Origin of the sequence: Actinomycetospora sp., from assembly GCF_036497245.1 — a bacterium.
In the GTDB taxonomy this organism is placed as follows: Bacteria; Actinomycetota; Actinomycetes; order Mycobacteriales; family Pseudonocardiaceae; genus Actinomycetospora.
The window spans coordinates 1-12,327 of record NZ_DASXJS010000184.1 but is presented as its reverse complement, the minus strand read 5'-3'; the positions used below and the strand labels follow the sequence as shown (position 1 = coordinate 12,327).

Below are 12,327 nucleotides of genomic sequence, written 5' to 3'. Positions count from 1 at the left end.
ACGAGGCCCGCGAGGGAATCCGGGCCTTCGTCGAGAAGCGGGCGCCCGAGTATGGGTGAGGCCGACGTGACCGGGGCGACGATCGGCGCGGACGGGGACGTCGCGTGGGGGACCGAGATCGTCCGGCGCGACGCAGGCGTGCCGTTCCTCGGCTACGAGCCCCGGCGCAGGCACGCCGCGGATCTGTTGCTCGATGCCCGCCGGTGGGCCGACCGGGTGCACCTCGTTCAGGACGGGCGCCGGCTGACGTTCGCCGACGTCGACCGGGCGTCGGCACGGGTGGCCACCGGGCTCGCGGAGGCCGGGCTGGCCCGGGGCGATCGGCTCCTGCTGCTCGCGGCCAACTCGCCGGAGTGGGTCATCGCCTTCTGGGCCGGCATCCGGGCCGGTGCGCTGGTCTGCCTGGGCAACGCCTGGTGGGGTGAGGTCGACGTGGCGCACGCCGTCGACCTGCTCGAGCCGGCCGTCGTCGTCTGCGACGGGTCCTCCCGCGGGCTGCTGCCCGGGGGCGGGAGCGCCGTCGCGCTGGACGTCGGGACCGTCCGCGCCTGGTCGGAGGACCCGGCCCGGGACGAGCGGACGCGACCGGAGCCCGACCCGGAGGCGGGCGAGGACGACCCGGCCGTCGCCATCTTCACCGCGGGCACGACCGGGCGGCCCAAGGCGGTCGTCCTGCCGCACCGGGCGATCGTGGCCAACGTGCACAGCCTGCTCGCGGTGGCCGGGCGGCTGCCCCACCAGATCGACCCCTCGCGACCCGGCGCCGTCGTGCTGCAGAGCGGGCCGCTGTTCCACGTCGGCGGCGTGCAGTCACTGCTGCTGGCGCTCGTCGGCGGCAACCGGATCGTCTTCCTCGCCGGCCGGTTCGACCCGGCCGAGGTGCTCGACCTCATCGAGGGCGAGCGGGTGACGGTCTGGGGCGGCGTGCCCACGATGGCCTCCCGGGTGCTGGCCCACCCCTCGCTGCCCGAGCGCGACCTCAGCTCGGTCCGCTCGATCACCATGGGCGGCTCGCGGGTCGACCCCGACCTGCTCGGGCGCATGCGGGCGGCGTTCCCCCGGGCCGGGCGGGGGATGTCCACGATCTACGGCATGACCGAGACCGGCGGCACCGTGGCCTCGGCCTCGGGGGACCTGATGGCCGAGTACCCGGAGACCTCCGGGCGCCCCGGCCCGCTCACCGAGATGCGCATCGCCGACCCGGGACCGGACGGCGTCGGAGAGATCCTGGTCCGCACGCCGGGGCAGATGCTCGGCTACTGGCGCCGCCCCGACGAGAACCTCGTCGACGACGACGGCTGGGTGCGCACCGGCGACCTCGGGCGGCTCGAGGACGGTCTCCTCTTCGTCACCGGACGCTCCAAGGATCTGATCATCCGCGGCGGCGAGAACATCGCCGCCGCCCAGGTCGAGGCCGCCCTGGTGGGACACCCGGCCGTCGCGACGGCCGCCGTCGTGGGCCGGCCCGACCCGGACCTCGGCGAGCGGGTCGCGGCGGCGGTCCAGCTGCGCCCGGGGAGCTCCGCGACCGCCGACGAGCTCAAGGCCTTCGCCGCCGAGCGGCTGCCCCGGTACGCGGTGCCCGCGGACTGGTGGCTCGGCGAGGCGGACCTGCCCGCGACCGACGTCGGCAAGATCGACAAGGCGGCGCTGCGGGCGACCTGGCCCAGCGATGGTCAGGAATAGTCTAATGCCCTACTATCGAGCCGTGGATCAGTCAGCCGTCATCGTCGAGGCCGTCCGCACCCCGCTGGGGAAGAAGGGCAAGGGCCTCGCCGCCGTTCACCCGGTGACTCTGCTCGGTGCGGCCCAGCAGGGTGTCATCGAAGCCGCGGGCATCGACCCGGCCGAGGTCGACCAGGTGGTCGGGGGCTGCGTCGCCCAGGTCGGCGAGCAGGCCTTCAACCTGACCCGTACCGCGTGGCTCGCGGCCGGCCTGCCGCAGTCGGTGGGCGCCTCGACCGTGGACGCCCAGTGCGGGTCCTCCCAGCAGGCCTTCACCTTCGCCACCGCGCTCGTGTCGTCCGGTCTCGCGGACGTCGTGGTGGCCTGCGGCGTGGAGTCGATGAGCCGCATCCCGATCGGCTCGAACTTCCGCAAGGACTTCGACCTCGGGCGCCCGGTGACCAAGGACTACCTGCGTCGCTACGAGTTCCTCAACCAGTACCAGGCCGCCGAGCGGATCGCGTCGCGGTGGGGGATCACCCGGGACCGGGCCGACGCCCTCGGCGCGTCCTCGCAGGAGCGGGCGGCCCGTGCCTGGTCCGAGGGCCGGTTCGACGGGCAGATCCTGCCGGTCACCGTGCCCGGCACCGACGACGCCCCCGCCACGGTCGTCGACCGCGACGAAGGCCTGCGTGAGACCAGCGTCGAGAAGCTCGCCTCGCTCGACGCCGTGGTGCCCGAGGGCATCCACTCCGCGGGCACCGCGTCCCAGGTCTCCGACGGCGCGAGCGCGGTCCTGGTCCTCAGCGAGCGCAAGGCCCGCGCCCTCGGCCTGACCCCGCGGGCCCGGGTGGTCGACACGATGACGGTCGGGGTCGACCCGGTCACCATGCTGACCGGCCCGCACGAGGTGACCCCCGCGCTCCTCGAGCGCAACAAGCTCACGATGGACGACATCGACCTCGTCGAGATCAACGAGGCCTTCGCGTCGATCGTGCTGTCCTGGGCGGACGAGGTCGGCGCGGACCCGGAGCGGATCAACCCGAACGGTGGGGCCATCGCGCTCGGCCACCCGCTCGGGGCGACCGGCTGCGTGCTGCTGACCAAGGCCGTCCACGAACTGGCCCGCTCCGGCGGGTCCCGAGCACTGGTGACGATGTGCTGCGGCGGTGGGCTGGGCACGGGCACCGTGCTCGAGGCCCCCTGACCGGACCCCCCGGTACGACCGCCCCTCGAGGAGGAGGAAATCCCCTGATGTCTGCTGACTCCGACCAGGCCGCGACCTACGAGGACGTGCGCTACGAGGTCGACGGCCCGAACGCCGTGATCATGATCGACCGCGAGAAGCGGATGAACGCGTTCCGGTCGAAGACCATCGAGGAGCTCATCCACGCCTTCAAGCGGGCCTGGGCCGACCCGGCGGTGCACGCCGTGATCTTCACCGGCGCCGGGCAGAAGGCGTTCTGCGTCGGTGGTGACGTCAAGCAGCGCGCCGAGACCGGCAACTACGGCCCGAGCGAGAACGGCCTGTTCGAGGCGACCTACCTGCAGCGGCTCATCCGGGACATCCCGAAGCCCGTCATCGCCGCCGTCAACGGCATCGCGATCGGGGGCGGCCACGTGCTGCACGTGATCTGCGACCTCTCGATCGCCGCCGAGCACGCGACGTTCGCCCAGGCCGGCCCGCGTGTCGGCTCGTTCGACGCCGGCTTCGGCTCGGCCTACCTCGCCCGCGTGGTCGGGGAGAAGCGCGCCCGCGAGATCTGGTTCCTGCTCGACCAGTACTCCGCCGCCGACGCCGAGCGCTGGGGCCTGGTCAACAAGGTGGTCCCCGCCGACGAGCTGCTCGACGCGGCCAAGGAGTACGGCAACAAGATCGCGCAGTACAGCCCGACCGCGCTGCGCTTCCTCAAGCACTCGTTCAACGCCGACACCGACCACCAGGGCGGGCTGTCGCTGATGGCCGAGGACGGGCTCAACGTCTTCGTCCAGACCGACGAGGCCAAGGAGGGCGCTGCGGCGTTCGCCGAGAAGCGCAAGCCCGACTTCGACAAGTACGTCCAGCAGCACTGACGACCCCCCGCGGCGACGGGCCCGCGGCGATTCTTCGTCGCCGGTCGGGCCCGTCGCCCGCGAGCGAGAGGTGGAGGCAAGGAAGATGAGCGTGCAGATCGATCTCTCCGGTGACATCGCCCTGGTGACCGGAGGTGGCAGCGGGATCGGCGAGTCCATCGCGCTGACCCTGGCCGAGGCCGGGTCCGCCGTCGCGGTCGCCGACCTCAACGCCGAGTCCGCCGCCCGGGTCGCGGAGGCCATCACCGCGAAGGGCGGCCGCGCGGCCGCTGTGACGATGGACATCGCGGATCCCGCCGCGGTGGCCGCCGGCTTCGAGACCGTCCACGCCCAGCTCGGCCAGGTGTCCACCCTGGTCAACTGCGCGGCGATGTGGGTGATCAAGTCCTTCGCCGAGACCTCGGACGCCGAGCAGGCGAAGGTCGTCGACGTAACCCTGAACGGGACCATGACGGTCACCCGCGCCGCGCTGCCCGACCTGGCCGCGACCCGGGGACAGATCGTGACGGTCGTGTCCGACGGCGCGAAGGTCGGCGAGCGCGGTCTCGCGGTGTACGCCGCCGCGAAGGCGGGCCTGCTCGGGATGATCAAGAGCGTGGCCCAGGAGCACGGGCGCGAGGGCGTCCGCAGCAACGGTGTCGCCCCGGGCACCACGGTGACCCCGGGCAGCGCGGGCTTCGTCGACGCGATCGGTGCCGACAAGCTGGCCAAGGCCTACCCGCTGCGGCGCCTGGGTGAGCCCCAGGACATCGCCAACGCCGTGCTGTTCCTCGCTTCGCCGCTCTCGTCGTGGGTCACGGGCCAGGTCCTGTCGGTCAGCGGCGGCTTCTCGATGGTCTAGACGATCGTCGACCCCAAGGGAGACTGATGAGTTCCGAGCAGATCCGGTTGGACGGCGACGTCGCGCTCGTCACCGGGGCCGGCCGTGGCATCGGGCGCGCACACGCACTCGAGCTCGCGCGCCGCGGCGCCCGCGTGGTGATCAACGATCTCGGCGACCCGAACCCGGCCGAGGACGTGGTCGGCGAGATCCGTGCCGCGGGTGGCGAGGCGCTCGCCCACCACGGCAGCGTCGCCGACCCGGCAGCGGCCGAGGAGCTGGTGACCGCGGCCCGCGACACCTTCGGCCGGGTGGACGTGGTGGTCAACAACGCCGGCATCCTGCGTGACGCGATGTTCCACAAGCTGGACACGGCCGCGTGGGACGACGTGCTGGCCGTGCACCTCACCGGGACGAAGAACGTCACCGCCGCGGCCTGGCCGCACCTGCGCGAGCAGAAGTACGGACGGGTGGTGAACACGACCTCGGCGACCGGCCTGTTCGGCAACGTCGGGCAGGCGAACTACGGCGCCGCCAAGGCGGGGCTGCTGGGTCTGACCCGCAATCTCGCCGTCGAGGGACGCAAGGCGGGCATCCTGGTCAACGCGATCTCGCCGATGGCGGCCACCCGGATGAACGCCGAACTGCTGGGCGACAAGGCAGACCTGCTTGATCCGGCCCTCATCGCGCCGGTGGTGGCCTACCTCGCGAGCCGCGACCTGACCCGCACCGGGCAGGTGCTGTCCTGCGGCGGCGGGCACGTGTCCGCGGTGCTGCTCACGGTCACCCGGGGCATCACCGATCCGACGCTGTCCGCCGAGACGGTCCGGGACCGGCTCGACGAGGTCTTCGCGACCGAGGACGCCATCACCCCCCGGCACCTCGGGGACGAGATGGGCATGTTCATCGAGGCCATCAAGGAGGCGGCCCCGGTGGGCACGAGCACGCCGTGACCCGGTGACCGCTCACGACCCACGTTCCGGGCGGGGCCGCTCCGGCGGCCCCGCCCGGACGTGTGCCCGACCCGGTCAGGCCCTCGCCTCGCCGTGACGGCGGACCTCTGCCGCCACCGTCGCCTCGAACGCGACGTAGCGGGCCCGGAGATCGTCCGCGGGCCAGCCGGCGGGCTGCAGCGCGGGTGGCAGGAGCGGATCGACCACGAGGTGCCGCAGGACCTCGGAGGCGAGCACGAACCGCTCGGCCAGGCTGAGCTCCGGGTCGTCGAGCTGCGCCCGCAGGCGGTGCGCCTCCTCGTGCCACGCGGGCAGGTTCCAGAGCGTGCCCGCCAGGTCGACCGGGGTGTCGGTGCCCGTGGTGAAGAACCGGCACTGATCCGCGGTGCTGGCGTCATCGGCGGGGGATCGCCCCACGTTGCGGGGGCGCATCCACACCCCCTCGCGCAGCTCACCCATCCGGGCCTCGAGCATGACCTTGCGCAGGGCCACGCGTTCGGCCTGCGGACGCGCGGTGGTCGTGACCACGGCCATCGCCCAGGTCCCGTCCCAGTCCGTGATGACGGGCCAGCGGACCTCGTCGAGACGGGCCCGGCGCCGCGCCAGGCGTCGGGTCAATCGGTACACGCCGGCCTCGGCCGTGAGGTCCCCGTCGGCCACCATCCGCGTCAGCGCGACCCGGGTGGTGCGCTCCGCGACGCCGAACAGGTCCCCGATGCGCACCAGCGAGCTGACCGGCAGCGCGGGCGGCCGCATACCGAGCAGGGCGTTGAGCACCACCGACCGCGCCGTGAGCGGGGTGACCGGCGGAAGAACGCCCTCGGGCACGGCGGGTCCCCCTCGCTGTCGGTCGCGGGACGAAGCTTGCGTGATGACCTGGCCTTGATACAGTACGGCATCAAGCGATTCTGACTAGTAACACTGGTTGGGCTCGACGTGGTCGGTCGGCGACGCCGCAGGACCGGCCTGGAAGGGGTTGTGGCTGCCGTGGTCTCGTTCGCTTTCACCGAGGACCAGGAAGATTTCCGGCGCTCGCTCGCGGACTTCGCCCGCAAGTCGCTGCTGCCGGAGTACGTCCGCCGGTCGTCGTCCACGGAGTTCTCGTGGGACGCCCACCGTGAGCTGGCCAAGACCGGGCTGCTGGGCATCGGGATGCCCGAGGAGTTCGGGGGCACCCCCGACGATCCGGTGATGCTCGGTCTGGCCGCCGAGACGCTGGCCTACGGGGATGTGAACGTCGCCGCCGCCCCGGTGAACATCGGACTCATCGGTTCGCAGTTGCTGCACGGCACCCGCGAGGTGCAGGAGGAGTACCTTCCGCCGCTGATCAACGGCGACATCACGGTCGCGATCGCGCTCACCGAGCCCGGCTCGGGGTCGGACGCGAGTGGCCTGCGCACCGTGGCGACCCCGGAGCCGGGCGGATGGCGGCTGCGCGGCGAGAAGACCGCGATCACGTGGGCGATGAACGCCCAGGCGGCGCTGGTCTACGCCCGCGAGCCGGGCAGCGAGCGCTCCCGCGGGGTCAGCTGCTTCCTGGTCCCGCTGGCCCAGGAGGGCGTGACGGCCAGCCCGACGCTGGGCATGGGCTGTCTGCCGTTGGGCTGGGGGTCGTTGCACTTCGACGACGTGTTCGTGCCCGAGAACCATCTCATCGGCGAGGCGGGCCTCGGTTTCCACGCGGTGATGAACCACTTCGACTTCAGCCGGGCCGCGCTCGGGCTGCTCTGCCTCGGCGCGGCCCGGGCCAGCCTCGACGAGGCCGCCCGCTACGCCCAGCAGCGCCAGACCTTCGGTCGTCCGATCTCGGACTACCAGGGCGTGACCTTCCCGCTGGCCGAGCACGAGACGTACATGGAGGCGGCCCAGGCGCTCTGCTACAAGGCGCTGTGGGCCCGCCAGGAGGGCCTGCCGCACACCGCGCTGGCCTCGATGAGCAAGTGGTGGCCCCCGCTGGTGGCCAAGGACGCGATCGAGGGTGCGATGCGCATCCACGGCAACCTGGGCTACTCGGCGGAGTTCCCGCTGCAGCAGCGGTTCCGCGACGTCATGGCCTACCTCGTCGCGGACGGCACCTCGGAGATCCAGAAGCGGATCATCGCGTCCGACCTGCTCCGGCGGGTCGGGTCGGCATGACCGGCCCGGGCGCCGTCAGGGTCGGTGTCGACGTCCACGACTGGGTGCTGCGCTCCGGTCCCGCCGAGCGCCGGGACCTGCTCGATCACGTCGCGGACGCGGGGCTCGACCATGTCGGCGTCGGCGACCACGTGTCGTTCCAGGGCGGCGGCGGATTCGACGGCATGGTGTCCGCCGCCGCGGCGCTGGCCGCGACGGACCGGCTCGACGTGTGGATCGCCATCTACCAGGCGGCCCTGCGCCACCCGCTCACCGTGGCGCGCCAGCTGTCCTCGCTCGCCGAGATGGGCCCCGGGCGCCTCGTCCTCGGCGTCGGGGTGGGCGGCGAGGACCGCCGCGAGGTGAGCAACTGCGGTGTCGACCCGCGGACCCGGGGACGGCGGCTCGACGAGTGCCTCGAGGTGCTCGCGGCACTGGGCCCGGGCGAACCGGTCGATCACGAGGGCGAGTTCTTCCGGCTCGAGCAGGCGGCGGTCGTGCCCGCCCCGCAGCCGCCGGCGCCGATCGTCGTCGGCGGGACGTCGGAGGCCGCGATCGAGCGGGCCGCCCGCTACGGGGACGGCTGGCTGGGCATCTTCTGCTCCCCGCGCCGCTTCGGTGTCACGGCCCGGTCGCTGGCCGAGCGGGCTGCCTCCCACGGGCGCGAGGTGGGCTGGCTGGGCATGCAGCTGTGGTGCGGTCTCGACGACGACCCCGCCCGGGCCCGCGAGATGGTGGCCGACCGGATGACCGGGCTGTACGGGCTGCCCTACGACAAGCTCGAACACCTCGCGCCCGCAGGCACCCCGGAGCAGGTCGCCGACTTCCTGATGCCCTACGTCGAGGCGGGGGCCCGGCACATCACGGTCCTCGGGGTCGCCCGCGACCCCCGGGCCGGCATCGACCACGCCGCCGAGGTGCGGCGCCACCTGATCGAGGCGGGAGCCGCATGAGCACCGAGGCACGTTCCGAGAGCACCGGGACCGGGATCGACCCCGGAGCCGTGGGATCGCGGTCCACGCCGCGCGAGGTGTCCTGGACCGACCGCGACACGATGTTCTACGCGCTGGCGGTCGGCGCCGGGACCGACGACCTGGCGCTGACCACCGAGAACTCGCGAGGGGTGGCCCAGCAGGTGCTGCCCAGCTTCGCCGTCATCCCCGCGACCCGGGTGTCCCTGCTGCGCAAGCTCGGGGACGTCGACATGGGCAAGGTGCTGCACGCCTCCGAGGCGGTGCGGCTCTTCCGCCCCCTGCCGCCCGCCGGGTCGCTCAGCGTCGAGTTCGAGATCACCGGGCTGTCCGACAAGGGCCCGGGCAAGAACGCGTTCGTCACCATCACCGGCCGGGGCACCGATCCGGAGTCCGGCGAGCCCGTCGTCGAGACGGAGATGGGCCTCGCGCTCCGCGGCGCGGGCGGCTTCGGAGGCACGAACTCCCCGACGGGGACGCGGGTCGAGATCCCGGACCGCGACGCGGATCTGCGCCGCGAGGACCGCACCCGCGCGGACCAGGCGCTGCTCTACCGGCTGACGGGTGACCGGAACCCGCTGCACAGCGACCCGACCTTCGCGGCGAAGGTGGGGTTCGAGCGCCCGATCCTGCACGGGCTCGCCACCTACGGCTTCGCGACCCGGGCTCTGGTCCGTGAGCTGGCCGACGGCGATCCGGACCGGCTCCGGACGATCTCCTGCCGGTTCGCCGCGCCCGTCCTGCCCGGCGACCTGCTGGCGACCCGGGTGTGGCGGACGGGGACGGGGAGTGCGCTCTTCCGGACCGAGGCCGTGACCGACGGCGCCGAGCCGCGCACGGTGCTCGACGACGGCGTCGCCGAGTACCTCTGACCGGCCCGGTCGGTCAGGTCGACGGTGAATGCCGCTCGACGCGGTGGATGAGCTCGGCCCGGTTGGTGGCGCCCAGCTTGCGCAGGATCCGTTTGACGTGGCTCTTGATCGTGTCGACGGTGAGGACCAGCTCCTCGGCGATCTCCCGGTTTCCGGCGCCCTCGAGCAGGTGCTTGAGCACGACCCGCTCGCGGGGGGTCAACGACCGTCCCCGCAGCTCGTCGGCCCGCCGCTCGTCGGGCCGCCGCTCGTCGGGCCGGCCGTCCGGCTCGGACCCACCCTCGCCGGCGTCGAGCATGCCGAGATCCTCGTCCGGCCCGACGGTGAGCCGGTCGAGGTTCTCGGTGACCGATTGCTGCAGGGCGAGCAGGTGGTCCCGCCACGAGCTCTCGATGGCGGCGCAGTACCAGAGTGCGCTCAGCATCGAGGCGAAGGCGGAGAGCCCGGCGACCGCGGCCTCGTCGACGCTGCGCCCGTCGTCGTGGGCGGCGTGGAGGAGACCGATCACCTTCCCGGCGTGCACGATCGGCGCCACGACGTGCGGATGTCCCAGGAACGACCCGACCGTAGGCTCGGCCGGGGTCGGCGGCGTCTCGACCATGACCGGAGCCGCGCTGTCCATGGCCTCGAGCTCGGCGCGGCCGGGGTCGTAGCCCTGATCATCGCGCCGGTGGCCGGTCGCGAGGTCGTCGACGCCGTGCGCGGCGTTCACCGTCAGGCGGCGTGGCCGGTCGGTGACGCCCGAGATCACGGTCCGCTCGAGGCCGGACACGGTCGCAGCCTCCTCGGCGCCGACCGCGAGCATCGTGGACGTACGGCCGACCTGGCGGAGGCGCCGTGATGCCTTGGCCAGATCGACGAGGGTCGGCGCGCCCGCACGGTGACCGGGCCCGCCCTCGCGCCGGCGTCGCAGCGAGGCCACTAGTTCCTGGGCGGCTTCGCGGCGTCGCTCGGCGGTCATGCCGTCGTCGAAGACGTCGAGGGGCAGCTCAGGGGCGCTGACGGGGTGGTGGCCGGTCATCCGACGCGACGCCCCCCGGGCACGGAGCGGTGCCGCTTGAGCTGGGCCGCGGCCGCGGCCCGGGAGGGGACGTCGAGCTTGCGCAGGACACCCTTGACGTACGACTTCACGGTTCCCTCGGAGACCCCCAGCCGGACCGAGATCTCGGCGTTGGTGAGGCCCGAGGACATCTCGACCAGGACCTCCGACTCCCGCGGGGACAGCGTGGCGAACGGGCCGGCCGTCTCACCGCCGTCGCGTGGGGAGGGGAGGTCGCCGCCGTGGTGCGGAGAGGCCGCGGACGAGGACGGCGAGGCGGCCGCGAAGGCGTCCGCGACGCTGTCGATCTCCCCGTCGAAGGCGGCGACCCGGGCGCCGGCCGAGATCAGCGCCTCGCCGTGGTCCATCGCGAGTCCGCGGAGCCGGGTGCGGAGCAGAGACGTCTCCGCCGCGGCGCCGAAGCACTCGGCGTACGCCTCGACGCGGCCGACGTCCTCCGGGGAGACCGGCTCGCCCCAGCGGTCGGCGTGCAGGAGCCCCACCACCCGCCGGCGGACCCAGACCGGGGCGACCACGTAGCTGCGGGACTCGGTCACCTGCATGAGGGGCTTGAAGGTCTGGTCGCTGTCCTGTGCCTCGCGGACGAGCCGAGGGCGCCGGCGCCGCACGACCTCCGACTCCAGGGGTGCTGCGTCGAGTCCCCAGGCCGCGTCGGCGAGGAACGACCGCAGCGGGCCGGTGCCCTGGTCCAGCGCGGGGTCGATGAACAAGGACCGCGGCCGCCAGGTCGATGCGGTCACCGTGGAGAACAGGCTCCGGTGGAACCCCATCGAGCTGCACAGCTCGAGGGCGCCGTGCTCGATCAGATCCGGCGGGCACAGCCGGTCGAGGCGGCGGGCGAGCTCGGAGAAGGCACCGAGCTCGGCGACCCGCGTCAGGCGCTCTGCCTCCACCCGGGCCCGCTGCAGCTCGTCGAGGCGCAGCAGGGTCGCACACGCCCGCGAGACGGTGGCGGTGGAGGCCCGGGCGTCGGCGATGAGGTCCTCGAGTCGGCCACGGGCGCGTTCGGCCGCATCCTCGAACTCGGGATGGCTCCATTGCGGGAGCTGGATGTCGGTGAGGGAGGCGACATCCGACGCCGGCGCCGCCGACGCCGGACCGCGCTCACCCGTGGACCGGAGCGTCGATCTCACCATCGCGATCGAGTCCTTTCCGATAGTCGAACTCGGAACGGGCCAAGCCCGCAATTTACCATTGCGATCTCACGCGTCACAGGGTGCGCGTGGCGACCTCGGCGCTCCTGGGGAGCTGGTGCGCGGACCTGGGAGCCGGGTCGCACGCGACCTGGCCCGGCAGGAGAAGACGTGACGGCGGGCTCGTGGGCGAGCGGGACGTCACGGGCGATCGCTGTGGGCGCGATCACTGCTTCCAACGACGATCGGCATGTGTGGTGACGGTCAACCTGGGGGACGCCCTGCAGGTCACCGTTTCGGACGGACCAGGACGACCACCCGCTTGACGTGGCCAGGTTCACCCTGATGGCCGCCGACGAGGGGGTTGGTGCGGCCACCTCCGCAGCCCCCCGTCGGGGTCAGGTTCCCGCCGTTCTGCTGGGTATCTCGTTCATCTGCCGGCAACCCGGCGACTTGCACCCTGCGTCACGTCCGACGCGGCCTCGGCCGGTGTCAATGGCCCACGTAGGTCTGGCAAGAACGGTTCGCGACTCTTCGTGATCACTCTGTGATCGCAAACGCCAGCGTTCGGTTGACAGTCGGATCCGCGGCTCCCTACGTTTCGAGCCATCGCTGTGGGCGGCGATGTGCACGTGACCATGACCGCCCTCGACTCGCCGCTCCCC

General features: G+C 72.9%; 11 protein-coding genes. 8 read left to right on the top strand and 3 right to left on the bottom strand.

The window, feature by feature from the left end; genetic code table 11:
• Positions 1-51 precede the first annotated feature (51 nt).
• From VGI02_RS19505 to VGI02_RS19485, 5 genes are all read left to right on the top strand, one after another.
• Positions 52-1,686, top strand: a complete 1,635-nt coding sequence (locus VGI02_RS19505; protein ID WP_331629903.1) for a class I adenylate-forming enzyme family protein — start codon at positions 52-54, stop codon at positions 1,684-1,686.
• A 22-nt stretch (positions 1,687-1,708) separates the two neighbouring features.
• Entirely contained in the window at positions 1,709-2,872 is a 1,164-nt protein-coding gene (locus VGI02_RS19500; protein ID WP_331629901.1) for an acetyl-CoA C-acyltransferase, read from the top strand.
• Positions 2,873-2,919: 47 nt separating this feature from the next.
• Positions 2,920-3,738: an enoyl-CoA hydratase-related protein gene (locus tag VGI02_RS19495; protein ID WP_331629899.1), complete on the top strand. Its 819-nt coding sequence runs from the start codon at positions 2,920-2,922 to the stop codon at positions 3,736-3,738.
• A gap of 85 nt (positions 3,739-3,823) precedes the next feature.
• Positions 3,824-4,579, top strand: a complete 756-nt coding sequence (locus VGI02_RS19490; RefSeq protein ID WP_331629897.1) for an SDR family NAD(P)-dependent oxidoreductase — start codon at positions 3,824-3,826, stop codon at positions 4,577-4,579.
• A gap of 26 nt (positions 4,580-4,605) precedes the next feature.
• Positions 4,606-5,511, top strand: coding sequence for an SDR family NAD(P)-dependent oxidoreductase (locus tag VGI02_RS19485; protein WP_331629895.1), 906 nt, complete (start codon positions 4,606-4,608; stop codon positions 5,509-5,511).
• A 75-nt stretch (positions 5,512-5,586) separates the two neighbouring features.
• On the opposite strand, the gene VGI02_RS19480 is transcribed toward VGI02_RS19485, so the two are convergent.
• The gene (locus VGI02_RS19480) at positions 5,587-6,339 is read right to left on the bottom strand and encodes a PaaX domain-containing protein, C- domain protein (protein ID WP_331629893.1); all 753 of its coding nucleotides are present in this window, start codon (positions 6,337-6,339) and stop codon (positions 5,587-5,589) included.
• Between the two features lie 159 nt (positions 6,340-6,498).
• On the opposite strand from VGI02_RS19480, the gene VGI02_RS19475 reads away from it, so the two are divergent.
• From VGI02_RS19475 to VGI02_RS19465, 3 genes are read left to right on the top strand one after another with little or no spacing between them, the layout of a single operon-like run.
• Positions 6,499-7,647 (top strand): acyl-CoA dehydrogenase family protein, encoded by a 1,149-nt coding sequence (locus VGI02_RS19475; RefSeq protein ID WP_331629891.1) that lies wholly within the window; start codon positions 6,499-6,501, stop codon positions 7,645-7,647.
• On the top strand, positions 7,644-8,579 hold the full coding sequence (locus tag VGI02_RS19470; RefSeq protein WP_331629889.1) for an LLM class flavin-dependent oxidoreductase: 936 nt from the start codon (positions 7,644-7,646) through the stop codon (positions 8,577-8,579). Before VGI02_RS19475 ends, VGI02_RS19470 begins: the two co-directional genes overlap by 4 nt.
• Positions 8,576-9,469 (top strand): MaoC/PaaZ C-terminal domain-containing protein, encoded by an 894-nt coding sequence (locus VGI02_RS19465; protein WP_331629887.1) that lies wholly within the window; start codon positions 8,576-8,578, stop codon positions 9,467-9,469. Before VGI02_RS19470 ends, VGI02_RS19465 begins: the two co-directional genes overlap by 4 nt.
• Before the next feature lie 13 nt (positions 9,470-9,482).
• Here the strand turns inward: VGI02_RS19465 and VGI02_RS19460 are convergent, their stop codons facing one another.
• Both VGI02_RS19460 and VGI02_RS19455 read right to left on the bottom strand, forming a co-directional pair.
• Complete coding sequence (locus tag VGI02_RS19460) at positions 9,483-10,490, bottom strand: helix-turn-helix transcriptional regulator (protein WP_331629885.1); 1,008 nt, start codon at positions 10,488-10,490, stop codon at positions 9,483-9,485.
• The gene (locus tag VGI02_RS19455) at positions 10,487-11,665 is read right to left on the bottom strand and encodes a helix-turn-helix transcriptional regulator (protein WP_331629883.1); all 1,179 of its coding nucleotides are present in this window, start codon (positions 11,663-11,665) and stop codon (positions 10,487-10,489) included. The genes VGI02_RS19460 and VGI02_RS19455 overlap by 4 nt, the downstream gene beginning before the upstream one ends.
• Between the last annotated feature and the right edge of the window lie 662 nt (positions 11,666-12,327).